The organism is Rhodococcus sp. WS1, assembly GCF_003797745.1.
In the GTDB taxonomy this organism is placed as follows: Bacteria; Actinomycetota; Actinomycetes; order Mycobacteriales; family Mycobacteriaceae; genus Rhodococcus_F; species Rhodococcus_F erythropolis.
Genome location: NZ_RKLZ01000001.1, coordinates 708,393 through 732,351, shown reverse-complemented (window position 1 = coordinate 732,351; position 23,959 = coordinate 708,393). Strand labels below are relative to the sequence as shown.

Here is a 23,959-nt window from a genome sequence, read left to right as displayed (position 1 = left end):
AGCAGATGTCGACAACAGGTCAGGCTCGAGTCAGTTGACAGCGGCGAGCGCATTGCCAGGGGTGTAGCCGACCGTCTTACGAAAAGCGGCGATGAACGAGCTCGACGTCCCGTACCCGACTCGACGGCTGACGGCGTTCACACTCATCCCGGTCCCGAGCATGCCCAGTGCTGTGCTCATGCGAACCAGAGTGCGCCATTGCGCAAAACTCAGCGCAAGTTCCGCGGCAAAAATCCGGGTGACCGTGCGTCGGCTGAGGTTGAGAACGTGCGCCCACTGGTCGAGTGACCGATCGTCGGCGGGATCCGACAACACTTTGTCGACGAGTTGTCGAAGCCGGGGATCGCGGGGGATCGGTACGTCGAAGTGAGGTACCGATGCCGGGGTGAGGAGATCGACACAGACCTGCTGTGCCCGAAGGCGTTGTTCTGCAGGCATTCCGGTATGGGCGAGGTGTATCAGCAGTACCCGGGCTGCCTCACTCAAGGTCACGATGCACGGTTCGTTCCAGGCGGGAGTCCACAACTCGGGGGTGAAGAGAGTGGCGCGGAATGCGACGTGCGGATTGGCCTGACCTTCGTGGAGGACCCCGCGAGGGATCCACAGGCCGACGCCGGGCGTGACGGTCCAGAGTTGATTGTCGATGATCATGTTGACGACGCCGCGGTCGGACCAGATGAGTTCGTGCTCGGCATGAGCGTGCTGTGGCCACTGGGTGATGTGGTCGGTCTCGACGATGTACGTCGTCAGTTGGAACGGCGCCGGGACGGCGCGCGCCATCGGAGTGTGGCGGTCGGAATCCGACAGGTGGAGGCCACCGTCGATTTCACGAAGGGCAGGGATCGGCACCGCGGACTACCTCCAAAGCAAAGTTAGGTAAACCTTACACCCTGTTTGCTGGGCTCAGTGGCCCGCACCGAGTTCGATGAGAAGCACGCCTGCCGCGATAAGGCCGATCCCCACGATCATGAGCTTGGTCAGCGGTTCGCGAAAGAGAATGCGGGATGCGATTGCTGTTAGCGCCACCCCGCAAGCAGTCCAGATGCCGTACGCAACGCCGATTGTCAGGCCCGCGTCGAGTGCGAGCGTGAGGAAAGCGAAAGCGGCGAGGTACCCCACGGTGACAACCGCGAGCCATCGTTTGTCGCTGCCGTCCTGCGACGCCATCCGTAGTGACAACGTCGCGGTGACCTCGGAAATAATTGCAGCGATCAGAAATACGAAAGTCATGCCGGGTCCGCCGGCCCGCTGTCGGCAGCAACCTGGGAACCGAGTTCAACGCAGAGGACTCCGCCGATGACCAGGGCAATGCCGACGCCCATCGTGGCTGTCAGGGGGTCGCCGAAAAGGAAAGTCGCGAACACCGCGGTCAGGACAACTCCGGTTGCGCCCCAGATTCCGTATGCAACACCGAGTCCCATGCCCTCCCGCAGGACGAACGACAACGCGGTGAATGCTGCGAGATATCCGCCGACGACCACGACGTACCAGGCGGGGTGATCGAGGGCCGCGCGCAGAGACAGAGTCGCAGACACCTCGGTCAGGATCGCGGTGATCAACAGGAGCCATTTCTTCACGGTTCGGATTCTGTCAGGCTCCACCGATTCCGGTCGCGCACTACGGTTGAGACATGACGTGCGTGCTGCTCGGCGGAATCCGCCAAGGTGACATCCGCCACGATGTGTCCGGTGGCGATATAACCGCGACGCCGATTCTCGACTGGGGCCACGATGACGTGGCTCGCCTCTACGAGGACATTGCAGAAGGTGCGATCCAGTCGGCGCAGGAGTTCCTGGTGTCGGCGCATCGCAGCGTCGCTGCAAATATTCGGCCGGTGTACGGCCTCGACGACCGGCAACCCGTCTCGGTGACATTGAGCCGAGGACGCGGATCCTGCAGTCAGAGACTGGCTATCGTCGAAGCGTTGGCTCGCCGCCGAGGTATCGCCACCCGAGTTCGCGGTCTCGTACTTCGTGGGGAGTTCTGGTACCCGAGATTTCGGCGTCTACATGCGGTGATTCCGAAGTCAGTGCTGCTGGCGTGGCCGGAATTTCTGGTCGACGGACGCTGGCAGGACATCTCCGAGATCGTTTCACCTGCGGTGGTCTCAGCGCTCGAACCGTTCACGAATACCGGCGAGGAGACACTGTTCGACGCGATCGGACGCGCTCCGATCAGTTGGGGCAAATCAATTTCGTGCGATTGCTTGGACTTCTCCGAATTCGTCGACCGTGATCTGGGCACCTTCGAATCTCGCGACAAGCTCTTCGAGGAATTCGGACAGACGATGTCGACCCCCATCAGAATTCTCGTCGATCCGGTTTTCCGGAACTGGAGTGCATCCGGCTGACGCGCGACGCGAGGTCTAGGCTGTTCTGCATGTCTGTGCGTACCCCATTGGTCCCTGGAACCGTCTCTCCCGTCCTCGCTGTGCCCTCGAAGATCGAGCGGCCCGAGTACGCGTGGAAGCCGACCGCCAAAGAGGGCAACGAGCCCTGGGTTCAGACGCCGGAGACGATCGAGGCGATGCGCATCGCCAGCAAGATCGCTGCCGGCGCGCTGCAGGAAGCCGGCAAGGCTGTCGCTCCCGGTGTCACGACCGACGAGCTCGACCGCATCGCACACGAGTTCATGCTCGACCACGGCGCATACCCGTCGACGTTGGGCTACAAGAGCTTTCCCAAGTCGTGCTGCACGTCTCTCAACGAGGTGATCTGCCACGGAATCCCCGACTCGACCGTGATCCAGGACGGAGACATCGTCAATATCGACGTCACCGCATACATCAACGGAGTGCACGGGGACACCAATGCGACGTTCCTCGCCGGTGACGTGTCCGAAGAGAACCGCTTGCTCGTCGAGCGCACACACGAGGCAACGATGCGGGCCATCAAAGCCGTCAAGCCCGGCCGCGCGCTCAACGTGATCGGACGCGTCATCGAGTCCTACGCCCATCGGTTCGGGTACGGCGTCGTCCGGGACTTCACCGGACACGGAATCGGCGAGACCTTCCACAACGGCCTCGTGATCCTGCACTACGACGAGCCCGCGGTCGAGACGATCATCGAACCGGGCATGGTCTTCACGATCGAACCGATGATCAACCTCGGTGGTATCGACTACGAGATCTGGGAGGACGGCTGGACCGTCGTCACCAAGGACCGTAAGTGGACGGCGCAGTTCGAGCACACCTTGGTGGTCACCGAGACCGGTGCAGAGATTCTCACCCTGCCTTGAGTTCGGCGATGCGCGGCGCTCTGCTGGTAGCCGGCACTACTTCCGACGCAGGCAAGAGCGTTCTGGTAGCCGGATTGTGTCGCATGTTGGCGCGTCGAGGCGTCCGAGTGGCGCCGTTCAAGGCACAGAACATGTCGAACAACTCCGTGGTCACGCTGGACGGCGGAGAGATCGGCCGTGCGCAGGCACTTCAGGCGCGGGCATGCGGTCTGGAGCCGAGTGTTCGATTCAATCCCGTGCTGCTCAAGCCGGGGAGTGATCGCACTTCGCAACTGGTCGTTCGGGGCAAGGCGATGACCACGGTGGGTGCTCGCGATTACATGCAGCATCGGCAGTGGCTTCGCGCCGTCGTGGCCGAAGATCTCGAATCGCTTCGATCCGAGTTCGACGTCGTGATCTGTGAAGGCGCCGGTTCACCGGCCGAAATCAACTTGCGCGCAACGGATCTTGCCAACATGGGATTGGCTGAGGCTGCGCAGATTCCGGTCGTCGTCGTCGGTGACATCGATCGCGGCGGCGTCCTGGCCCATCTGTTCGGGACCGTTGCTGTGCTCTCGCCGAGCGACCAGGCATTGATCGCGGGATTTGTGATCAACAAATTCCGCGGTGACGTTGCACTGTTGGAACCCGGACTGGATCAACTGCGCAGCCTCACCGGTCGACCCACTCTCGGAGTGATCCCGTTTGCCGACGATCTTTGGCTCGACGCCGAGGATTCGCTTGGCGTCACCGGCAACGCCCCGGTAGGGCGCCCTGGCCCACCCGTCGGTTCGGCCTGGCTCACCGTTGCTGCGGTTCGGCTCCCGCGCATCTCCAACTCGACGGATGTCGAGGCGCTGGCATGTGAACCGGGCGTGGCAGTTTCGTGGGTGACCGATCCGTCGCGGATCCGCGACGCAGACCTCGTGGTGATCCCCGGTAGTAAGTCCACCGTGAGTGACCTCGAGTGGTTGCGGAGTACCGGCCTGGCTGACGAGATCATCGCCCGAGCGGGCCGCGGGCAGGCGGTGCTGGGAGTCTGCGGCGGATACCAGATGCTGGGTAATTCGATCGTCGACGAGGTCGAATCAGGATCAGGGATCACCGCAGGACTCGGTCTGCTGGACCTCGACATCGAATTCGCTTCGGACAAAGTGCTGGCGCAGGTAACCGGTTCCGCCGACGGTATCTCGTTGTCGGGGTACGAGATTCATCACGGACGCGTCGTGCACAACGGGGACCGTCCATTGCTGGCGGACTCGGGCGGTGTGCCGGAAGGCAGTGTGCGAGGGTCTGTTCGAGGGACACACTGGCATGGTCTCCTGGAAAGTGACGACTTTCGGCGCAGCCTGCTGCGTGAGATCGCGGTTCCCGGTTTTGTTGCTGCACCCGACACCTCGGTTGCCGCGGTGCGAGAACAACAACTCGACCTTCTCGCTGATCTCGTCGAGCAGCACCTCGATCAGGATCTACTCGAGAAACTGATCAACGGTGGGGCGCCGATCGGGCTTCCCGTCATTGCCTCCGCACTCGAAGCCTGAGAGCGCTCCCGCGGGCGTCGACGTGGACGCGGTAGAATAGCCAGGCCTCACTCCCGCGACGGCTCCCTAGTAGGAGTGTGCGCGGTGACAGATCAATTCGACGGCTTGCTTACCGACTTCAGTGACGAGGTGCTGGTCGACTCGGCAATGCTCGGCGATCATGCGGCCTTCGACGTCATCGTTCGCCGATACGGCCCGCACTTGTATCGATTTGCCCGTCGACTCGTCACCAGTGAGAGTGACGTCGACGACATCGTCCAGGAAACCTGCGTTGCCGCCTGGCGCCAACTTCCGGGGTTTCAGCGGCGCTCGAGCATCAAGACCTGGTTGTTCGCGATCTGCTCTCGCAAGATCGCGGATGTCCATCGAAAAGTCGGCTCCTGCGCCGCCGATGTGGACGGACTTCGGGACGAAGTCGATACTCGATTGCGCGATCCGAGCGAGGAAGTATGCGGCACAGCATTTCTCGACGCTCTTGAAGCCGAACTCGATCGTCTACCGCTGCGTCAGCGCGCCGCCTGGGTCTTGCGGGAAGTGGAGGGCATGACGTATCCACAGATCGCAGTTGTCCTGGAACTGAGTCCGGACGCGGTTCGTGGCCAACACACTCGGGCGAGGCGGAATCTGGGTCTCGCGCTCGACCGATGGCGATGACGACTCGGCGGTTTGCCGGGTTCTGTCACCGAACTCACTCTCCTGACGGCCCGGGTAGCTGGAAGAATGCTTCGTCGTGGATACCGCTTTCGACCCCAGAGGCTTCGACCCGAGAACCGAGGATTCGGTGCCGTCGGTAATGCCGGACGATGCGACGGCAACGGGTGCTGACGTCGCCGTCGAGGCTGCGGAAACTCGGCTGACTGCAAGCGCGGTCCGGGAGTTGCTGGCAGCGCTCGGAGGAAGTATCGGCGACGAGGACGAACTCGTGGTTTTGCTCCAGCGCGCCGTCGAAATCGCGAACGACGCCATCGAGGGCGCCGACAGCATCGGCGTCACCATCGATCTGGCCGGGCAGACCTACACCGCCGTTCATACCGATTCGCGGACTCTGCGTGTCGACATCGAGCAATACGACGCCGGCGACGGACCATGTCTGCACGCCGCTCGAACCGGTGAAACCGTTGTCGTCGATGCCGAGACCAGCGCGGAACGCTGGCCGCGGTTCGCGGCGGCGGCGAAGGACGAAGGGATCAAGTCGTTTCTCGCGGCGCCGCTCTTCACGCCGGATCAGCGACTGGGTTCGTTCAACCTGTACGGACGCGCCTCAGCGGCATTCGACCGGGTCGACGCGGATGTCATGGAGATTCTCACGACAACGGTCTCACGCGCGATCGGCGACTTCTCTCGTTTCAAGTCCGCCAAGGCGGTGGCTGATGCCTTGCAACGTGCGCTCGAGACCCGGGCGCCGATCGAACAGGCCAAAGGCATGCTGATGGCCATCCATCGGATCGACGCCGACACCGCATTTCACATGCTGCGCAAGCAGTCTCAGACGACGAATACCCGGTTGCGCGACGTGGCAGCCGAGATCGTCGAGACGTATTCGGCGCCGCCTACCGCTGTCTAGTTCGAGGGGACCGACGTACAGCCTCGAGCGCGACGACGACGCCCGCGGCGACAACCACGTGCATCAGCGCGAGCATGACCGTGCTGGCGGCGTCGAAGTCTGCGGCAATGGTCAGAGCGATGGTGCCGAGCGCCACGACTGCCCCCACGATCTGGGCGATGCGGATGATCGGCTCCCACTTCAGTGAGATCAACATTGCGACCGACAAACCGACCAGCAGTGGCACCACCGTCAATGTGATGACCCCACCAGGCGCGACGCTCGCCGGCTTTCCCTGATCTGTCATCTCGAAGGATCCGCCCAATGCGAGGCCGATCAACCACAGGATCAGATTGACGACGAGAGCAATTACCGTGGCGCCGAGTACGGCACGTGGCTTGGTGACGTGGAGGTTGTGTGCGGTTGACGTGATTGCAGACATGGTGTTCTCCCGGCTCGATGCGATGGTCTTGTGACGTCGCTCTGGTGAATAGACCCGCCGGCGGGCAGAAACTCATCGCTGAGGTTGACTATTGCCCGTTGACGACGGGCACTGCGGTGCCGGTGACCGAGATACCGCCGTCGACTGGGATGTCGACCTCGAGCACACTGGGACGCCCGACGTGTCGGCCCTGGTGGATGGTGATCCGCCGCGGAGTGGCCGCGGGTTCGAGTTTGCGCAGGTAACCGCCGGTCGACGCCGCTGCGGACCCGGTTGCAGGATCCTCGACGATGTTTCCCACCGGAAACAGATTTCGGGCTTCGAAGGTGTTGTCGTCGAGGGGGTGCAGGATTGTCACCGTGCCGGCCCACCCCTGCGCGTCCATCAGGGTTCTCATCGCTACGGGATCGAAGGTGAACTCGTCGAATGTCGACTGATCACGAAGTACGACGATCGGGTGAGTGTTGCCGGCGTACGAAAGCATTGCGGGATACCGCGCGTCGAGCGCAGACGAATCGACGCCGATGAGCCCGAGCAGCGCTGTCAGCACGGCGTGATCGATCGGCGAGACCGACGGTTCGACGCTGGTGAAGGTCGCGGTCGACCTTCCGTCCTCGTCGGTCGCCGTGTCGATGGATACCGGTCCGATCGGTGTTTCGAATGTGAAGGTTCCGTCGCCGTCTCGCTCGGTGAGAGCGATGGCCGTCGCAATAGTGGCATGACCGCAGAATGGTACTTCGGCGATAGGGGAGAAGTACCGGATCCGGCTGTGGCGCGGGTTGCCTCCGAGTTCCGGTTCGATGAGGAACGCAGTCTCGGCATACCCGACTTCGGCTGCAACGGATTGTAATTCGGGGTCGTCGAGCCCGCGGGCGTCGAGCAGCACGCCGGCGGGATTACCGCCGGCCGGATCCGAACTGAACGCAGTCAGTCGGAGGATGTCGTGAGAAGTTGCCATGCCGACCATCTTTGTCCGCTGTCGTCCATCGGGGGAAGAGACATCGCGCGATTGCGGTCCGCGATCTTCGAACTGGACTGCCTCCGGAACAAACCGGCCGCACGGCGTCGTTGGTGCAGATATGAGCAATGACACAGACACCGCCGAAGCGTTGTTCGCACTCGTGGCCCAGGGAAAACAAGGCGTGCTGGCAACCGTCAAGCGTGACGGCCGCCCACAGTTGTCCAACATCATTTACCGCTGGGACGTCGAGTCGAAGACGGCTTCCGTGTCCATCACAGCCGATCGCGCCAAGAGTAAAAATGCGATCCGCGATCCGCGGGTTTCCCTTCACGTCAGCGCGCCCGACTTCTGGAGCTACGCCGTGATCGAAGGACTTGCCGTGGTGACACCCGTGGCGGCCGATCCTCACGACGAAGTGTCTGACGCACTGGTCGAGCTGTACCGGGACATCAGCGGCCAGGAGCATCCTGATTGGGAGGAGTACCGCGAAGCAATGGTTGCGGAGCGTCGACAGATCCTCACGGTGCGCGCTGATCACGTCTACGGAATGACGAGGCTCCCCAAGCCGTCCGGCACCTGAACTGCGTTCGTTCAGGTAGGAGATAACGTTACGAGTTAATATGTAATGGTGAAAACCGAGTCTCCCGCCCGTATCGGACGACCACGCGACCCAGGCAAGGACGAGGCTGTGCTGCTTGCAGCTCGCACACTGCTGGCCGAAGTCGGGTATCAGCAGACGACCATTTCGGCGATTGCCAGGACTGCCGGTGTCAATACGCCGGCCATCTACCGTCGCTGGTCGTCACGGGAAGCCCTGATCGAAGAAGCAGTGCATGGACCGGGCGGACATCCGTTGCCTCGGTCGACCGGTGATTTGCGGGTGGATCTGACGACGTGGGTGCACATCTTCCTGGTCCGCGCTGCCCGCCCCGCGGCGCGGGCCGGAGTTCCTGGCCTGCTTGCCGATTCGCGGACGGCGGAGGCGCGACAACGTCTGTTGGCTATCGGTGCGCCGGTTCGTGCAGCGTTTCAGGATCTGCTGGACGACGCGGTGAGGCGTGGTGAGATCCCGGCAGGTGCAGACGCGATGTTCTTGTTCGATCTGCTGGCCGGAACGACGACAATGCAGGGGCTGACCCGTGGGCGCGAGGGTCAGGACCGCTTTGTAGATGCCCTCGCACGATCTCTGTACGTCCTGGCTGCGCATCCGGCCGACGCCGTCGGGACGGAAGCGGTGGGGCAATGATCTCGGTTTCGGTGGACGGCGGCGTTGCCGTCGTGACCCTCGACAGGCCTGACAAACGGAATGCCTTCAACAAGCGCATGGGTCGAGAATTGGGGCAGGCGTACCGAAAGCTCGACGAAGACGATTCCGTTCGCGTGATCGTGCTGACCGGTGCGCCACCAGCATTCTGCGCGGGTGCAGATCTTGGCGACGGTGCCGGCACCTTCGATTCACCTGACGGCGAGCAGTTTTCGTCATCACCGGTGGATCCGCCGGCGTTCGAGTTGCGAAAGCCGGTCATCGCAGCGGTGAACGGACATGCGATCGGAATCGGCCTCACCATCGCGATGCAGGCCGATATCAGAATCTTTGCAGCTGACGCCAAGTATGCAATTCCGCAGGTTCGCCTCGGTGTGTTGCCGGATGCGATGGCGCATTGGACGGTTCCGCGCATCGCCGGAATGGCTGTGGCCGCCGACATCCTTTTGACTGGAAGGACGTTCGACGGAGCCGAGGCAATCGCGCTCGGGTTGGGTAGCCGTTGCCTGCCCGCTGACGAAGTCCTTTCGGCGGCGTTGGTGATCGCCCGAGACATTGCGACGAACACTGCACCGATGTCGGTGGCACTCTCGAAGCGACTGCTCTGGCAGAGCCAGAGCAGCAGCTGTCGACCAGAGACGGTGGCGGCCATCGAAACGGACCTGCATCTACGCGTCATGGGGAAGCCGGACGCGGTGGAAGGTGTTCGTGCATTAATGGAACGGCGCACGCCTGTGTGGGTTTCGCGCTTGTCCGCCGAGTGGCAGGAAATCCCGTCGGAATGATTCGGGAGCCTTGCGGAAAATCACACGCGGACGACTACGCGTCTCGCAGCAACTGTTCGAGACGATGTTTGCAGAACGCGGTGATATCCGTATGTTCGCCGAGTTGGAGATGCGTGGACAGGCGCAGGAGCGGAACAGCGAGTAGAACCGCAGCGAGTACCTCGTTGAACAAAAGGTTCTCGACCCTCCAGCCGGTCAGTTCCTCGTAGCGGGCAATGGTCTCTTCTCGGCTGGGAGTGCCTGGCAAAGGTGTGTGTCCCTCGAATTCGCTACACGCCCAATCGAGAAACAACAGCCAGGCGAGGTCGGCCTCGTGATCGCCGAGGTAGGCCATCTCCCAGTCGAGAACCCCGGCGATCGACTGGTCCGGACCATAGAGGATGTTCGACATCCGGGCATCGCCCCAGCACAGTGTCACATGTTCGGGTTGGTAGATATTCTCCCTCAGCCAGGCCAGTGCTTTGTCGAATATCGGCGGTAGGTCCGGCGATGCCCAACGAACGGCCCAGTCGAGGTAGTTCACCGCCTGTTCGACCGGATGGGTGCCGAACTTGGGGTAGGCGAGGAATCCGAGTTCGAGCTTGTCCGGGTCCAAGCGATGAATCTGCGCAATCGTCTCGACGCATCCCCACCACATCTTCGCTCGGCCTGCCTCATCGGCTTCGAAGTAGGTTCCGGCACTGTGATACGACGGAAAGTCGCTGGGCGCCTCGGCATTACCGATGCGGTCCATGACGTAGTAGGGGCTGCCGAGTGGGTTGTCGCCGCTGTCGATCCACCGAACGTGGGGGACTGCGAGGTCGGACTTCGCGAGCCTTTGTGTCACGAGGAACTGGCGGCGGAGATCGTAGTCGGGGAACAGCGAAACCTCCGGTGGACGCCGGAAAACAAAACCACTCGACTCGCCAGTGGCGCCATCGAGGTCGAACAGGTATGTCTCCGTCGAGAATCCGCGTTCGGTGCGCTTGAAGTTGACGATCTTGGCGCCTCGAGTACCCGGAATGTGCTCCCGGACAAGTGGTTCAAGGGCGGGTGCGATGTCTTCTGCGGCTGTTCGGTCAGTCATTGTTCGTACCTGTCCGTGTGTTGCTCCAATCGGTGTACCCGTAGCGGGGATTCACGCCCATGAAGACCATTTCCACGAGCCCGTATCCGACTTTGTCTCCCATGCGGACCTCGCACAGCGTCTCGCTGAGCATGCTCACCTGCCGGATTTCATCGAGGTTCGTGATGTCGACGGTGAAGCTGTCGCTGAAGTCCTTGCCGCGGTACATGCCGGAGGCGTATCCCCGGTACTCGTCGTAACCGGCCAGTCCGGGCCAGAAATCGCACACCGGATTCACCTCGATCACGTCGGTGGTCCGGTCCGCTCGGTGCACGGTGAAAGTGCCGGATTCGACCACCCGCATGTCGTCACGGAATTTCAGGTCGTGCTCGACGTCGATGATCGGTAGCGCGTCCTTGCCGGAACCGATCGGGAAGAGCACCTCGCCCTCGAACTGCCAGCGCGCGCCGGTACTGGTTTCGCGCTGCGCGAAATGCACTACCTCGTCGTCGAATTGGAATATCCCCATGTAATAGAGGACTCCGTCCGGAACCTCGGACGGCTGCAGGTTCGCGCCCTCGGACAGACTGCCGCCGCCACCGCCGTGTCGTACGCCCCACGAGTGATCGCGGCCGAACCACCAGTTGTCGGGATCGATGTCGATGCGGGTGCCGTCGATTTCGATCCAACCCGTGATGGTGCCGTTCTGGTAGAAGCGTCGGGCGTCTTCGCGAACGCGGCCGCGCGTGCGATGGAACGCTGCCGTCTGTTCGTACACCGGGAAGTCGCCGTGGAAGTCGAGTTGCAGGCTTAATCCGTGTTCGTTTGCGTCGACCGTGGAACGTACCTGGCGGAGTGGTTCGACGATTTCATAGGTGTACGGCCCCACACTCCACGCTGCCAGTCCTCCGGTCTGAGGGTTCAACTCGGTGGACAGGCGCACCACGCGGGCTTCCTCACCCTTGCGCGTCACCATCGCGTAGGCGTCGAGGACGTTGCGGTTCGGGTATTTGGCCAGTCCCGTCATGATGCTGATCTCGCCCGTTTTGTCGAAGCCGTACATCACGATGCGTTCGGTCCAGCGCAGGTCACTTTGGGAGACGTGGTCGAGTGTCGTCGGGAGTTGATGAATGAGTAGTTCGTCGTGCGGTGTGATCACAGTCGGTCCTTGTGTCGACGGAGTGGGGTGTTCACAATCTATTACGGAGCGCTACGCAACGTAATGGTTTTCGGCGAAACAGGTCGGGTACTGTCCGCAGTTGTGGACGAACGCAGAGATCGACGTATCGGCACCGTCGGAGTGGGGCGCCCTCGAGATCCGCAGGTGGACGACGCCATTCTCACCGCCGCCCGCGAGTTGCTGGCGGAGCAGGGTTACCAGAAGACCACGATCACAGCCATCGCGCGACGGGCTCAACTGGGCACTGCCGCAATTTATCGGCGCTGGGCGACCAAGGAATCCATCATCGAGGATGCGGTCTTCGGAATGCAGGATGCTGCGCTACCGGTGACCACGTCGAATTTGCGTGACGACATGCAGGCCTGGACGAGATGGTTCCTCGCGAGAGTTGCCGAACCGGCAACGCGCGCAGCGATTCCCGGCCTGCTGTCGGCCTACCATCAGGAAGACGGCGCCTACGAACAACTGGTTCGGAGATCGGAAGACCCGGCCCGGCTCGCGCTCGCCGAGCGCGTGCGTGTCGAATTTCCCGAGCGGTCCGACGCGGAAATCGCGTCGACCGCCGATGTGGCCTTCGACATTCTCGTTGCAACCACCATCGTGCGGGGCCTCACGAGTGGCCTCGCCGACGGTGACGCGTTCTGCGCGCGCACTGCGGACGCACTGGTTCTGCTGGTTACGTCGACGGGAACCGAGATCAGCCGGCAATGAGGGGCTGACCGAGGCGCTTCCTCCGGTCAGGCGCTCGTTGCTTCGCCCACCCCCCACCTCGAGCGAACGGTACGTCGGTCGCCTCAGATGCGCCGAAAGCCACTTTCGCTCAGGGGAGAGGCGGTGCAGAGCGAACAAATCGGACTCGCCGGCGGTGGTGAGAATGTATGAGTGGTCATACTTCTGTCGACTCCAGGGTCCTCCACAGTGTGGATCGCGTACCGTTTCCAGACATGGAATTGACTCGAGTAGCGGTGGGCAGTGGTTCGTGCACCGTTCGGATCGACGGGCCGGTCAGCAAGCATGCGGTACTCCTGCTCCCCGGCAAGGGCGACCCCGTCGACTTGTACGACGATGTGTGTGAGCGACTGCACCATTCGGATCTGCGGACCGTCGCGGTGGAATCGATCGAGAATCTCGACGAGACCTCGGCAGTGGTACTTCTGGACGAGTTGAACATCGCCTGGGTGAATCTGGTCGGTCACCGGGAGGGCGCCGATCTCGCGTGGCTGTTGGCTGCACGTCAGTTCGGCCGCTTCGCGAGTTTGATCGCCGTGGACCGTGGGCATCCGTCGGCCAGCGATATTGCCGGCGTACCGCCGGTCGAGGTTCCGACCACCGTAGTCGTGGGCAGTGGAGGTCGGGCCATCGCCGACGCCAGCGGTCGTTTCGTGTACTCCGACTTCCGCGTGACGGAACTTCCGGGTGTCGACGACGTCGTCAAGTCGGCACCGGCCGAACTCGCAACCGAGATCGTGCTGCGTACCAGCCCCTGGTGAAACTCTGACCTACGAAAAGGCGGGCACTCCCACTGCGCGGAGTGCCCGCCTTTTCGGCGTCATTAGGGCTGCGGGGCTCAGATGTCGAGGCCGAGCAGCGCGTTCTCGACCACTTCGGCCAGGGCCGGGTGGATCCAGTACTGGCCGCGTGCCATGTCCTGAGCTGACAAACCGAAGCTCATCGCCTGAATGAGCGGCTGGATGACGGTCGGAGCCTGCGTACCCATGACGTGGGCGCCGAGTATGCGTCCGGTGCCGCGTTCGGCGATCACCTTGCAGATGCCCTCCTGATCCTCCATCGCCCAGCCGTACGCGACGTCGCCGTATGCCTGCACCTTGACGGTGATGTCGAGTCCGGCGTCGCGAGCCTGCTTCTCCGTCATTCCGACGTCGGCGATCTGCGGGTCGGTGAACACGGCTGCCGGCACGAAGCGGTGATCGGTGCTGCGAAGCCCGGACGTGTCCTTCCAAGCGTCCTGGAGCAGGTTGTGCTGAACAACGCGCGCTTCATGGTTGGCGACGTGCTTGAGCTGGTACGGCGACGAGACGTCACCGAGTGCGAAGACGCCCTCGGCGGTGGTGCGTTGGTATTCGTCGACCACGACCGAGCCCTTGTCGTCGAGTTCAACGCCGGCCTTGTCGAGACCGAGTAGGTCACCGTTCGGCTGACGACCCACCGCGACGAGGAGAACGTCACCGGAAACGACTGTGCCGTTTGCCAGTTCGACGGCAATGTTGTCGCCGTCGCCGCGTACCGACGTGAGGGGGGAGCCCAGATGGACGTCCCACTTCTGTTCGGCCAACTCGGTGAAGCGCTCGGAGATCTCGTCGTCGAGGTGCCGCAGCAGTCTCTGGCTGCGACCGATGATCGACACGCGAGAACCCAACGCGGAGAACACGTGTGCGAACTCGGTGGCAATGAATCCTGAGCCGACGATCACCAGGTGCTCGGGAAGTTCGGGCAGTCGCATGATGTCTTCGTTGGTGTAGTACTTCACACCACTCGACGCGATCTCTTCCGGGATGATCGGACGCGAACCGGCAGCGATGACCACCTGGTCGGCGGTGATCGTCTCGCCGGTTCCGGTGTCGATCGTCTTGTCGCCGGTGAACGTGGCGTGGCCGCGGTAGACGGTGGTGTTGGGACTGTCTTCGCTGCGGTACCGCTCACCACCTGCGGAAATGGGATCGATGCGGCCGAAGACGCGCTTGACGATGTCGGACCAACGGACGCCGTCGAGCGTGGCGTCGACGCCGTACTTCTCGGCAGTGGTGATGGTGCGTGCCACCTCGGCGGCGTAGACGAACATCTTGGTCGGGATACACCCGACATTGAGACACGTTCCGCCGAAGGTGCCCTCTTCGAGGATTGCGATCTTCTTGCCGTCGAACCGCTCGTCGGGCAGCGAGTTTCCGGATCCGCTGCCGATGATTGCAAGGTCGTAGTGCGTCACTGCGCGATCTCCTGTGTGTTGCTTGCTGTGCTTGCCGAACTTTCTGCGGCCGGAGTGAGGTGGCCGTCGAGCCACTCCAGCCACAGGTCGAGTTCGGAAAAGGCTGTGGCCAAGGGCTTCTCGGTCGAAAGAAACACGTCGTGACGGGCGCCGTCGATCGGGACGATGGTGGTGCGATCGCCGAGGCAACCCGCCCAGCGTGCGATCTGCTTGACGTCGAGAACGGAATCGGCGAGGTCGACGCTCGGGTTGTACGCCTTGGCGAACTGCGACTTCTTCGAGCGCAGAATCAGCGCAGGCACTCCGATGTCGAGGCCGCGGTGAAGTTTCGCGTGACCCGCTCGGACGGCCCGCATCCAGCCGAAGGTGACGGGGCAGCCGGCCAGCGGCTTCCAGTCGAGGTTGTAGTCCCACACTCCGTTTGCCGAAACATGAAGGCTGGAACCGTAAGTCGGTAGTCCGGTTCCCGGGATCACCGTCTTCGCCGATACCCGTCCGAGGGCGTCGATCGCGGTGGTTCCCACGTTACGCACCACCGAGGGGCCCTGAAGATCGAACCAGGGACTGTTGAGCACCAGCCCGCAGATTCCGGCGCCGTCGCTGCCACCGGGCTTGCGCTGCAAACGGTTCAGCCACAGCGGGACGATCAGACCGCCGGTCGAGTGCGCCATGAGCAGCACCTCGCTCCCGTCGGTCTCGCTGCGGACGATGCGCAGCGCCTCGTTCAGTTCGGCGTCGTAGAGCGCAAGGTCGGAGACGTAGTGCGCCGTGTGTCCCGGCTTGAGGGATCGCCCGCACTTGCGCAAGTCGAGTGCGAAGAATGCGTAGCCCTGCTCGGCAAAATGCTCGGCCAGGTGCTTCTGGAAGAAGTAGTCGGTGAATCCGTGCACGTACAAGACGGCACGACGTGTCTTCACCGCCTCCTTCCGCGGTTGGTAGCGGACCAGTGTTGCGTCCACCTCGCCTTCGCCGTCCGGATCCGTTCCGAGCGGGATCGTCAGCTGCTGATATCCGTCACCGAGGACGTCTGGAACCCAAGTAGTCACAAATCACAATCTAATCGTCGTTTCGGGTGCGCGTTGTAGAGCACAATTGGGGGTGGTGAACCGCGCGAGTACGCACGGGTAACCTATTCGGCGTAACACAGCAGGCGGATGCGCGCACGGCTAATGACAAGGAAGTCGATTCTCCAGTGTCGAATCAGAACGCGGTAGAGACGAAGACGGATGTAGTGCTCGTGGGCGCAGGCATCATGAGCGCCACGCTGGGTGCATTGCTGCGCCAGCTGCAGCCCGATTGGTCGATCTCGACCTTCGAGCGGCTCGATGCCGTCGCAGCCGAGAGCAGCGACCCCTGGAACAACGCGGGAACCGGTCACTCCGCCCTGTGTGAGCTCAATTACACCCCGGAGAACTCCGACGGCACGGTCGACATCAAGAAGGCCGTGAACGTCAACGAGCAGTTCCAGGTGTCCCGCCAGTTCTGGGCACACGCGGTCGAGCAGGGCGTCCTGACTCAGCCCAAGGAATTCATCAACCCCATCCCACACGTGAGCTTCGTTCACGGTGAGGCCAACGCCAAGTACCTGCGTGCTCGCTACGACGCACTTGCCGGCCACACGCTCTTCCGCGGCATGGAGTACATCGACGATCCGGCCGAGTTCAGCGAGCGTTTGCCGCTCATGGCCAAGGGACGCGACTTCTCCGATCCCATCGCCCTGAACTGGAGCCAGGACGGCACCGACGTCGATTTCGGAGCGCTCACCAAGCAGCTCATCGGCTACATCGGTAAGACCGGCGGCAAGATGTACTTCGGCCACGAGGTCACCAACCTGACCCAGAACTCGGACAAGTCCTGGACCGTCAAGGTCACCAACCGTCGCACCGGTGAAAAGCGCACCGTTCGCTCGCGCTTCGTGTTCGTCGGTGCCGGTGGCGGCGCCCTGCACCTGCTGCAGAAGTCCGGCATCAAGGAAGCCAAGGGCTTCGGTGGCTTCCCGGTCAGCGGTGCTTTCCTGCGATGCACAAACCCCGAACTCATCGACCAGCACAGCGCCAAGGTCTACGGCAAGGCTGCCGTCGGCGCCCCGCCCATGTCGGTGCCGCACCTCGACACCCGTGTCATCGGCAACAAGCCGGGTCTGCTGTTCGGCCCCTACGCCGGATGGTCGCCGAAGTTCCTCAAGCAGGGTCGCGTCACGGACCTGCCCGGCTCGGTCAAGCCGAACAACATCCTCTCGATGCTCGGCGTCGGCGTCAGCGAGCTCGGCCTGGTCAAGTACCTGGTCAGCGAACTCGCCAAGAACGAAGCCGGTCGCATCTGGGATCTGCGTGAATTCGCGCCCAAGGCGCAGGCTCAGGACTGGGAGCTCATCACCGCGGGCCAGCGCGTCCAGGTGATCCGCCGTGCCAAGGGCAAGGGCGGCGTCCTCGAATTCGGTACCGCTGTGGTCGCCGCTGAGGACGGCTCCATCGCCGGCCTGCTCGGCGCCTCGCCCGGTGCGTCCACGGCCGTCCCGGCGATGCTGGACGTACTAGAGCGCTGCTTCCCGACCGAGTTCCAGGGTTGGAAGGGCAAGCTTCGCGAGATGGTTCCGTCCATCGGCGTCAAGCTCACTGACAACGAAGGCCTGTTCAACCAGGTCTGGGATTGGTCCTCGAAGGTTCTCGAGCTCGATTCCGCTGGTGCTTCCGAATCGGCTCCGGTCGCGGATACCGTCGCGACTGTGTGATAGTCCAACCCATGACGGCAACAGCAGCTTTGAAGCGTTCATGGGCACTCGACCTCGACAACAAGACGTTCTACGAGTTGTTGAAGCTTCGAGTGGAGGTCTTTGTCGTCGAGCAGGCCTGCCCGTATCCCGAGTTGGACGGGCGGGACCTGCTGACGGAAACACGCCACTTCTGGCTCGAGCAGGACGGCCAGGTGGTGTGCACACTCCGTCTGCTCGAAGAGCACGACGACGGAAACAAGAGCTTCCGAATCGGACGCCTCTGCACGTCGCGTCAGGCTCGCGGCCAGGGCCACACGACCCGCCTCCTGCAGGCCGCACTGGCCGAGGTCGGCGAAGCGCCGTGTCGGATCAACGCCCAGACCTACCTGGTCGAGATGTACGCCAAGCACGGATTCAAGGCTGACGGCGAAGAGTTCATCGAAGACGGCATCCCGCACACCCCGATGCGCCGTGGCGGGGGAGAGCCTTTCGTGGCTGTCAGCTAGTTTGTCGGAGATTTGACCCTGGTCGGCTCGTGGAAAAGCGAGCCGACTAGGGTTTTTTCGATACCGAATGTTCGCGGGGAAGTCCTGTTCGATCCAGGCGCGGTCCCGCCACTGTGAAAGATCTCTCCTCTACCGACTGACCGGGAGATCTCAGCCAGGTTGCCGCGACATTCGAGTGCAGCCAAATTCTCGGCGAGGAAACCGAGAGGTGGAGGGATATCGACGTGCGAAGTGAAGAAGATCGACCAGTGGCGGGCTTCCCGTTCAGTGCTGTGGTCGGCCAGGATCAATTGCGGTTGGCGCTGATTCTGTGTGCTGTGCATCCGGGGATCGGTGGAGTTCTGGTCCGCGGTGAGAAGGGAACTGCCAAGTCGACGGTCGTGCGCGCGCTGACTGCGCTGCTGCCCGCGGTCGACGACGCCGGAACGACACGACCGGCCCGCTTGGTGGAACTGCCCGTCGGCGCCACCGAGGACCGAGTGATCGGGTCCATCGACCTCGAGAAGGTTCTCCGCGACGGTGAGCGCGCTTTCCAACCTGGACTGCTCGCCGCGGCTCACCAGGGAGTTCTGTACGTCGACGAGGTGAATCTGCTTCACGACCACCTGGTCGACGTGCTTCTCGACGCCGCGGCGATGGGTCGCGTTCACATCGAGCGTGACGGAATCTCCCATTCGCACCCGGCCAAATTCGTACTCGTCGGCACGATGAATCCCGAAGAGGGAGAACTGCGTCCGCAGCTGTTGGACCGTTTCGGACTGGCGGTCGATGTCGCAGCTTCCCGCGACGTCGACGTACGCATGGAAGTGGTGCGTCGCCGGCTCGACTACGAGCGCGACCCCGAGGCGTTTGTCGCTCGGTACGAATCCGCCGATGAGGAGCTCGCGGCCGAAATCCTCACGGCGCGTGAGAAACTGGACTCGGTCGAGCTGAGCAACCGCGAGCTGCGTCGTATCGCCTCACTGTGTGCGTCGTTCGACGTCGACGGTATGCGCGCGGACCTGGTGCTGGCGCGCACCGCGACCGCCCACGCTGCCTGGCGAGGCGACAGTGAGGTCACTGCGGAGGACGTGCGAGTGGCTGCGGAACTGACGCTGCCGCACCGCCGCCGCCGCGATCCGTTCGACGAGCCCGGCTTGGATCAGCAGCAGTTGGACGATGCACTCGAGCAGGCCGATCAGGACGCCCAGTCGCAGGTAGAGGACGACGCGCGCGACGGAGAGCCCGAACCTCCCGAGAATCCCGAAGACCGTGGCCCTGACGAAGACCGTGGCCCGGAAGATGGTGGCCCCGAAGACGGCGGTCCGGACGACGAGGGTCCGGACGACGACGGCCCGGAAGACCCTGACGGACCTGGTGGGGGAGTACGCGCTGCCGATCGCCCCTCGGCGCCACCGGCCGGCGAATTCAAGGCCAAGCTCCTCGAGGTTCCTGGTGTCGGCGAAGGTGCACCGGGACGCCGCTCGCGGTCCATGTCGTCCCGTGGACGAGTCGTGCGGTCCACGCGGGAACGTGGCCACGGATTGCATCTGACGAGCACGGTCTTCGCCGCAGCCGAGTCTCAAGTTGCGCGCGGCCGCACTGCTGGACGGCTGCGGCTGGCACCTGCTGATCTCCGCGGCGCGATTCGTGAAGGGCGAGAAGGCAATCTGATCGTCTTCGTTGTCGACGCGTCGGGGTCGATGGCAGCACGCGACCGCCTCTCCGCGGTCACCGGTGCGGTTGTCTCGTTGCTCCGCGACGCCTATCAGCGCCGCGACAAGGTCGCCGTCATCACTGTGCGTGGTCGTGAAGCGGAGCTCGTACTGCCGCCGACCTCTTCGGTGGACATCGCCGTCCGTCGCCTGCAGTCGATGCGTACCGGCGGCAAATCCCCACTCGCAGAGGGATTCCTGCGTGCTCGCGAAGTGGTTCTGCGTGAACGGCTTCGTGACCCGCAGCGCCGCGCCCTCGTCGTCACGCTCACCGACGGCCGGGCTACCGGAGGCAAGGACGCGCTGCACCGCGCCCGCGTCGCCGCGCATCTTCTTGCCGACGCGTCCGTCGCTTCCATCGTCGTCGACTGCGAGACCGGCCTCGTGCGTCTGGGGCTGGCAGCCGAGTTGGCCCGAGAACTACGTGGCGGTTACGTCCGCCTTGCCGAATTGTCAGCGCAGCAGGTCGCGGGTGTCGTCCGCGCCGCAGCCTAGATCCCAGCTCAGGAGTTCACGATGCCCAAGGGTGTTCCCGAGACAGTTCCCGACGACGGTCTGACCACGCGTCAGCGTCGTAACGCGCCGGTACTTGCCGTGCACACCGGCCCGGGAAAGGGTAAGTCCACCGCCGCTTTCGGTATGGCGCTGCGTGCCTGGAATCAGGGGTTCGACATCGGCGTGTTCCAGTTCGTGAAGAGCGCCAAGTGGAAGGTCGGCGAGGAAGCCGCGTTCCGTGCGCTCGGAAACCTGCATGACGAAACCGGCGTCGGTGGGCCGGTGCAGTGGCACAAGATGGGCGAAGGTTGGTCATGGACACGCAAGGCCGGTAGCGAGGAAGATCATGCTGCTGCCGCTGCGGAAGGTTGGCAGGAGATCGCGAGAAGGCTTGCAGGCGAGGAGCATCGATTCTATGTCCTCGACGAGTTCACGTACCCGCTCAAGTGGGGTTGGGTGGACGTGGACGAGGTGGTGCAGACACTGCGCGATCGCCCAGGCAACCAGCATGTCGTCATCACGGGGCGTGATGCCCCGCAGGCACTGATCGACGCCGCCGACCTCGTGACCGAGATGACGAAGATCAAGCACCCGATGGATGCCGGCCGAAAGGGTCAACGGGGCATCGAATGGTAAGTCCTTCCACTCCGGCCGTAGTGATCGCCGCTCCTGCCTCGGGTAGCGGAAAGACCACGGTGGCAACGGGATTGATCGGTGCGCTGCGACGGTCCGGTAGCAGCGTTGCCCCCTTCAAGGTGGGGCCGGACTACATCGACCCGGGTTATCACGGACTCGCGGCAGGGCGGCCCGGACGCAACCTCGACACTGTTCTGGTCGGCCCGGATCGCATCGGACCGCTCTACCGGCATGGAACCGCCGGCTGTGACATCGCCGTGGTCGAAGGCGTCATGGGTCTGTTCGACGGAAAGATCGACGAGGCCAACTCGCAGCCGTCGGCGGAGGGATCGACGGCGCAGGTAGCGTCGATCCTCGGTTCGCCGGTAATCCTCGTGATCGACGCCCGTGGGCACAGTCAGAGTCTGGCCGCCGTACTCCACGGCTTCGCGACCTACGACGCAGGTGTGCGCATCGGCGGCGTCATTCTCAATCGCGTCGGGAGCGCTCGTCACGAGCAGGTGTTGCGTCATGCGTGCGACAAGGTCGGCGTCGCAGTGCTCGGAGTTGTGCCACGGTTGACGGAACTCGAAGTTCCCTCCCGGCACCTCGGTCTGATTCCGGCAGCCGAGCACGGCGCCGCCGCTGTGGCCGCAGTGGACGCGATGTCCGACTTGATTGCCTCGCACGTCGAACTGGACGCTGTTCGCGCACTGGCCGCCTCGAACGTGGGTGCAGCTGCATGGGATCCGGTTGCCGAGGTCGGCGCACACGCAGTGTCTCGCCCTGTGGTTGCCATGGCGGGCGGCCCGGCCTTCACCTTCGGCTATGCCGAGCACCGTGAACTCCTGACTGCCGCCGGCGCGGACGTGCAGGTGTTCGACCCGTTGCGTGACGAGCTTCCCGCGGGAACTGCTGCTCTTGTCCTTCCTGGCGGGTTCCCGGAAGAGCATGCGGTGGACCTCGCGGCCAATACCGTTCTGCTGCAGCAGGTTCGTGACCTGGCGGACGGCGGTGCGCCGATCCACGCCGAGTGTGCCGGTCTGCTCTACCTCGCTCGCAGCTTGGACGGTCACAGCATGGCCGGTGTTGTCGGGGTGGATGCCACATTCGGGAAACGCCTGACCCTCGGGTACCGCGAAGCAGTGGCGATCAGCGACTCCAGCCTCTTCGACGCAGGCTCCCGCGTCACCGGTCACGAGTTCCACCGAACGTCTCTCGTCTCGGCAGACGCGGACGGTTGCGGAAGTGCGTGGGGATGGCGGCCCTGGGACGGCGGCAGTGTCCGCGAAGGATTTGTTCGCGGCGGCGTCCACGCGTCGTATCTCCACACTCATCCGGTGGGGCAGCCCCAATCGATCGCGAAGTTCGTCGATGCCGCACGGGGATGACCTCTGTATAGGCGTTGGATTCACGACGAGCGCCACCGCGAAGGACATCGTCGCTGCGGTGAACGCGGTGCTGCAGGAGCGAGCGAGGATCGTGGTCCTCGCCACTGCGACCGGCAAGGCGGCGTCTGCAGCTCTGCTCGCTGCCGCCGATGAACTGAACGTCCCGATTGTGAGTTTCGACCCGGACGTACTTGGGCGAGTTCAGGTTCCGTCACCGTCGACTCGCGTCGAGCACGCGATCGGGACGGCAAGCGTCGCGGAAGCGGCGGCGATCCTCGCTTCCGGGGGCGGGCCGCTCCTAGTGGCCAAGACTGCCAGGGATGGAGTGACCGTGGCGGCGGCCCGTAAAGTTCCCTCCAGCTTGAACAATTCTGACGACGAAACGGAGTGCGAGTGAGCGAGTCCACCGCAGACGAGACCAACTACTTGGTCGGCCTCAACCTGACCGATCGACGCGTGGTCGTGTTCGGTGGCGGCACTGTGGCTCAGCGCCGACTCGGACTGCTGGTCGCCTCTGGTGCCCGTGTTCACGTCATCAGTCGCGCGTTCACTCCAGCCGTCGAAGGTATGGCCACGGCCGGGCAGATCACGGTCGAAGAGCGCCCGTACGCCGACGGCGACCTCGAAGGTGCGTGGTATGCCATCGCCTCGACCGACGAGCCGGAAACCAATGCAGCGATCGTCGCCGAAGCGGAGCGTCGCCACATCTTCTGCGTGCGCGCCGACAACGCGAAGCACGGCACCGCGGTAACTCCCGCCAGCGCCGAGTACGACGGTATGAGTATCGGAATTCTTGCCGGCGGCGATCACCGTCGTTCGGCAGCAGTCCGCACCGCGGTCGTCGAAGGTCTTCAGTCGGGCGTGCTCGCCGATACGGCCGAGCCGGCCGCTGCGGGCGTTGCTCTCGTCGGTGGTGGCCCCGGTGACCCCGACCTGATCACCGTGCGCGGACGCCGTTTGCTCGCACGCGCTGACGTCGTCGTGGCCGACAGATTGGCTCCGCCGGAGTTGCTCGCCGAACTGGGTCCCGACGTCGAGGTGATCGACGCCGCGAAGATCCCGTACGGCCGTGCCATGGCTCAGGAGGCCATCAACGCCGCGCTGATCGACAACGCGAAGGCAGGCAAGTTCGTGGTCCGCCTCAAGGGCGGGGACCCGTACGTCTTCGGGCGGGGATACGAAGAACTCGAAGCGTGTGCCGCTGCCGGCGTTCCCGTGACCGTAGTGCCCGGAATCACGAGCGCGATCTCGGTCCCGTCGGCCGCGGGCATCCCGGTGACCCACCGCGGTGTCACCCACGAGTTCGTCGTCGTCAGTGGGCACGTGGCTCCGGATCATCCGGATTCGCTGGTCGACTGGTCGGCACTGGCCAAGTTGCGCGGCACGATCGTGCTGCTCATGGCGGTCGAGCGCATCGATCAGTTCGCCAAGGTACTCGTCGACGGTGGACGCCCGGCAACCACGCCGGTCACCGTCATCCAAGAGGGCACGCTGCGCACTCAGCGTGAACTTCGGGCCGATCTGGCGACCGTTGCTCAGCGCGTCAAAGACGAGGAGATCAAGCCTCCGGCGATCATCGTGATCGGGCCGGTCGCGGGCTTTTCCGTCGACGCTGGGTAACGTG

General features: G+C 63.5%; 26 protein-coding genes. 17 read left to right on the top strand and 9 right to left on the bottom strand.

What is annotated here, in order from left to right; translation table 11 throughout:
• Positions 1–30: 30 nt before the first annotated feature.
• The 3 genes from EEB12_RS03305 to EEB12_RS03295 are packed head-to-tail and all read right to left on the bottom strand — an operon-like array spanning position 31 to position 1,577.
• Positions 31–849 (bottom strand): helix-turn-helix transcriptional regulator, encoded by an 819-nt coding sequence (locus tag EEB12_RS03305; RefSeq protein WP_141487402.1) that lies wholly within the window; start codon positions 847–849, stop codon positions 31–33.
• A gap of 54 nt (positions 850–903) precedes the next feature.
• On the bottom strand, positions 904–1,230 hold the full coding sequence (locus EEB12_RS03300; protein ID WP_019748027.1) for a DMT family transporter: 327 nt from the start codon (positions 1,228–1,230) through the stop codon (positions 904–906).
• Entirely contained in the window at positions 1,227–1,577 is a 351-nt protein-coding gene (locus EEB12_RS03295) for a DMT family transporter (protein ID WP_019748028.1), read from the bottom strand. The genes EEB12_RS03300 and EEB12_RS03295 overlap by 4 nt, the downstream gene beginning before the upstream one ends.
• 53 nt (positions 1,578–1,630) lie before the next feature.
• Here EEB12_RS03295 and EEB12_RS03290 point away from each other — a divergent pair, with 53 nt between their 5' ends.
• The 5 genes from EEB12_RS03290 to EEB12_RS03270 all read left to right on the top strand — a co-directional run bounded on the left by EEB12_RS03290 (position 1,631) and on the right by EEB12_RS03270 (position 6,321).
• The gene (locus EEB12_RS03290; RefSeq protein ID WP_020907403.1) at positions 1,631–2,350 is read left to right on the top strand and encodes a transglutaminase domain-containing protein; all 720 of its coding nucleotides are present in this window, start codon (positions 1,631–1,633) and stop codon (positions 2,348–2,350) included.
• Between the two features lie 29 nt (positions 2,351–2,379).
• Positions 2,380–3,237: a type I methionyl aminopeptidase gene (gene map / locus EEB12_RS03285; protein WP_007734970.1), complete on the top strand. Its 858-nt coding sequence runs from the start codon at positions 2,380–2,382 to the stop codon at positions 3,235–3,237.
• Positions 3,238–3,245: 8 nt separating this feature from the next.
• Positions 3,246–4,757 carry a cobyric acid synthase gene (locus tag EEB12_RS03280; RefSeq protein WP_029255161.1) on the top strand — a complete coding sequence of 504 codons (1,512 nt, stop codon included), beginning with the start codon at positions 3,246–3,248 and terminating at the stop codon, positions 4,755–4,757.
• 84 nt (positions 4,758–4,841) lie between these two features.
• The gene (locus EEB12_RS03275; RefSeq protein WP_020969378.1) at positions 4,842–5,411 is read left to right on the top strand and encodes an RNA polymerase sigma factor; all 570 of its coding nucleotides are present in this window, start codon (positions 4,842–4,844) and stop codon (positions 5,409–5,411) included.
• 76 nt (positions 5,412–5,487) lie between these two features.
• Entirely contained in the window at positions 5,488–6,321 is an 834-nt protein-coding gene (locus tag EEB12_RS03270; RefSeq protein ID WP_019748033.1) for a GAF and ANTAR domain-containing protein, read from the top strand.
• On the opposite strand, the gene EEB12_RS03265 is transcribed toward EEB12_RS03270, so the two are convergent.
• Positions 6,308–6,742 carry a DUF6069 family protein gene (locus EEB12_RS03265; RefSeq protein WP_141487401.1) on the bottom strand — a complete coding sequence of 145 codons (435 nt, stop codon included), beginning with the start codon at positions 6,740–6,742 and terminating at the stop codon, positions 6,308–6,310. The genes EEB12_RS03270 and EEB12_RS03265 overlap by 14 nt on opposite strands.
• 88 nt (positions 6,743–6,830) lie before the next feature.
• Positions 6,831–7,700, bottom strand: a complete 870-nt coding sequence (locus EEB12_RS03260; protein ID WP_258537433.1) for a PhzF family phenazine biosynthesis protein — start codon at positions 7,698–7,700, stop codon at positions 6,831–6,833.
• A 121-nt stretch (positions 7,701–7,821) separates the two neighbouring features.
• Between EEB12_RS03260 and EEB12_RS03255 the strand changes: the two genes are divergently transcribed.
• From EEB12_RS03255 to EEB12_RS03245, 3 genes are read left to right on the top strand one after another with little or no spacing between them, the layout of a single operon-like run.
• The gene (locus EEB12_RS03255; RefSeq protein ID WP_070386964.1) at positions 7,822–8,283 is read left to right on the top strand and encodes a PPOX class F420-dependent oxidoreductase; all 462 of its coding nucleotides are present in this window, start codon (positions 7,822–7,824) and stop codon (positions 8,281–8,283) included.
• A 48-nt stretch (positions 8,284–8,331) separates the two neighbouring features.
• Positions 8,332–8,949: a TetR/AcrR family transcriptional regulator gene (locus EEB12_RS03250; protein ID WP_256922296.1), complete on the top strand. Its 618-nt coding sequence runs from the start codon at positions 8,332–8,334 to the stop codon at positions 8,947–8,949.
• Positions 8,946–9,752, top strand: coding sequence for an enoyl-CoA hydratase/isomerase family protein (locus EEB12_RS03245; RefSeq protein ID WP_020907411.1), 807 nt, complete (start codon positions 8,946–8,948; stop codon positions 9,750–9,752). The genes EEB12_RS03250 and EEB12_RS03245 overlap by 4 nt, the downstream gene beginning before the upstream one ends.
• Positions 9,753–9,786: 34 nt before the next feature.
• Here EEB12_RS03245 and EEB12_RS03240 read toward each other — a convergent pair whose 3' ends face one another.
• Both EEB12_RS03240 and EEB12_RS03235 read right to left on the bottom strand, forming a co-directional pair.
• Positions 9,787–10,818, bottom strand: coding sequence for a phosphotransferase family protein (locus tag EEB12_RS03240; RefSeq protein WP_020907412.1), 1,032 nt, complete (start codon positions 10,816–10,818; stop codon positions 9,787–9,789).
• A complete protein-coding gene (locus EEB12_RS03235) occupies positions 10,811–11,956 on the bottom strand; it encodes a hypothetical protein (protein ID WP_021343973.1) in 1,146 nt (381 codons plus the stop codon). Before EEB12_RS03235 ends, EEB12_RS03240 begins: the two co-directional genes overlap by 8 nt.
• Before the next feature lie 102 nt (positions 11,957–12,058).
• On the opposite strand from EEB12_RS03235, the gene EEB12_RS03230 reads away from it, so the two are divergent.
• Both EEB12_RS03230 and EEB12_RS03225 read left to right on the top strand, forming a co-directional pair.
• Positions 12,059–12,688: a TetR/AcrR family transcriptional regulator gene (locus tag EEB12_RS03230; RefSeq protein WP_244891375.1), complete on the top strand. Its 630-nt coding sequence runs from the start codon at positions 12,059–12,061 to the stop codon at positions 12,686–12,688.
• Positions 12,689–12,921: 233 nt separating this feature from the next.
• On the top strand, positions 12,922–13,467 hold the full coding sequence (locus EEB12_RS03225) for an alpha/beta fold hydrolase (RefSeq protein WP_003942671.1): 546 nt from the start codon (positions 12,922–12,924) through the stop codon (positions 13,465–13,467).
• Between the two features lie 77 nt (positions 13,468–13,544).
• On the opposite strand, the gene mtr is transcribed toward EEB12_RS03225, so the two are convergent.
• Positions 13,545–14,921, bottom strand: a complete 1,377-nt coding sequence (mtr, locus tag EEB12_RS03220) for a mycothione reductase (RefSeq protein ID WP_020907415.1) — start codon at positions 14,919–14,921, stop codon at positions 13,545–13,547.
• Positions 14,918–15,967 carry an alpha/beta hydrolase gene (locus tag EEB12_RS03215; RefSeq protein ID WP_020907416.1) on the bottom strand — a complete coding sequence of 350 codons (1,050 nt, stop codon included), beginning with the start codon at positions 15,965–15,967 and terminating at the stop codon, positions 14,918–14,920. The genes mtr and EEB12_RS03215 overlap by 4 nt, the downstream gene beginning before the upstream one ends.
• 146 nt (positions 15,968–16,113) lie before the next feature.
• Here EEB12_RS03215 and mqo point away from each other — a divergent pair, with 146 nt between their 5' ends.
• From mqo to cobA, 7 genes are all read left to right on the top strand, one after another.
• Complete coding sequence (mqo, locus tag EEB12_RS03210; protein ID WP_020907417.1) at positions 16,114–17,652, top strand: malate dehydrogenase (quinone); 1,539 nt, start codon at positions 16,114–16,116, stop codon at positions 17,650–17,652.
• An 11-nt stretch (positions 17,653–17,663) separates the two neighbouring features.
• On the top strand, positions 17,664–18,140 hold the full coding sequence (locus EEB12_RS03205) for a GNAT family N-acetyltransferase (RefSeq protein ID WP_003942808.1): 477 nt from the start codon (positions 17,664–17,666) through the stop codon (positions 18,138–18,140).
• Between the two features lie 224 nt (positions 18,141–18,364).
• Entirely contained in the window at positions 18,365–20,329 is a 1,965-nt protein-coding gene (locus tag EEB12_RS03200; protein ID WP_258537432.1) for a magnesium chelatase subunit D family protein, read from the top strand.
• A gap of 21 nt (positions 20,330–20,350) precedes the next feature.
• A complete protein-coding gene (gene cobO / locus EEB12_RS03195) occupies positions 20,351–20,965 on the top strand; it encodes a cob(I)yrinic acid a,c-diamide adenosyltransferase (protein WP_019748043.1) in 615 nt (204 codons plus the stop codon).
• A complete protein-coding gene (locus tag EEB12_RS03190) occupies positions 20,959–22,335 on the top strand; it encodes a cobyrinate a,c-diamide synthase (RefSeq protein ID WP_141487399.1) in 1,377 nt (458 codons plus the stop codon). The genes cobO and EEB12_RS03190 overlap by 7 nt, the downstream gene beginning before the upstream one ends.
• On the top strand, positions 22,319–22,732 hold the full coding sequence (locus tag EEB12_RS03185) for a cobalamin biosynthesis protein (protein WP_041814958.1): 414 nt from the start codon (positions 22,319–22,321) through the stop codon (positions 22,730–22,732). The genes EEB12_RS03190 and EEB12_RS03185 overlap by 17 nt, the downstream gene beginning before the upstream one ends.
• Positions 22,729–23,955 carry a uroporphyrinogen-III C-methyltransferase gene (gene cobA, locus EEB12_RS03180; protein ID WP_029255169.1) on the top strand — a complete coding sequence of 409 codons (1,227 nt, stop codon included), beginning with the start codon at positions 22,729–22,731 and terminating at the stop codon, positions 23,953–23,955. Before EEB12_RS03185 ends, cobA begins: the two co-directional genes overlap by 4 nt.
• Positions 23,956–23,959 lie beyond the last annotated feature (4 nt).

Coding starts and splice junctions, on each gene's coding strand:
- EEB12_RS03260 (WP_258537433.1), bottom strand. CDS start 7,700: ATGGCAACTTCTCACGACATCCTCCGACTGACTGCGTTCAGTTCGGAT.
- EEB12_RS03280 (WP_029255161.1), top strand. CDS start 3,246: ATGCGCGGCGCTCTGCTGGTAGCCGGCACTACTTCCGACGCAGGCAAG.
- EEB12_RS03290 (WP_020907403.1), top strand. CDS start 1,631: ATGACGTGCGTGCTGCTCGGCGGAATCCGCCAAGGTGACATCCGCCAC.
- EEB12_RS03240 (WP_020907412.1), bottom strand. CDS start 10,818: ATGACTGACCGAACAGCCGCAGAAGACATCGCACCCGCCCTTGAACCA.
- map (WP_007734970.1), top strand. CDS start 2,380: ATGTCTGTGCGTACCCCATTGGTCCCTGGAACCGTCTCTCCCGTCCTC.
- EEB12_RS03225 (WP_003942671.1), top strand. CDS start 12,922: ATGGAATTGACTCGAGTAGCGGTGGGCAGTGGTTCGTGCACCGTTCGG.
- EEB12_RS03190 (WP_141487399.1), top strand. CDS start 20,959: ATGGTAAGTCCTTCCACTCCGGCCGTAGTGATCGCCGCTCCTGCCTCG.
- EEB12_RS03205 (WP_003942808.1), top strand. CDS start 17,664: ATGACGGCAACAGCAGCTTTGAAGCGTTCATGGGCACTCGACCTCGAC.
- EEB12_RS03245 (WP_020907411.1), top strand. CDS start 8,946: ATGATCTCGGTTTCGGTGGACGGCGGCGTTGCCGTCGTGACCCTCGAC.
- cobO (WP_019748043.1), top strand. CDS start 20,351: ATGCCCAAGGGTGTTCCCGAGACAGTTCCCGACGACGGTCTGACCACG.
- EEB12_RS03185 (WP_041814958.1), top strand. CDS start 22,319: ATGCCGCACGGGGATGACCTCTGTATAGGCGTTGGATTCACGACGAGC.
- EEB12_RS03300 (WP_019748027.1), bottom strand. CDS start 1,230: ATGACTTTCGTATTTCTGATCGCTGCAATTATTTCCGAGGTCACCGCG.
- EEB12_RS03265 (WP_141487401.1), bottom strand. CDS start 6,742: ATGTCTGCAATCACGTCAACCGCACACAACCTCCACGTCACCAAGCCA.
- EEB12_RS03255 (WP_070386964.1), top strand. CDS start 7,822: ATGAGCAATGACACAGACACCGCCGAAGCGTTGTTCGCACTCGTGGCC.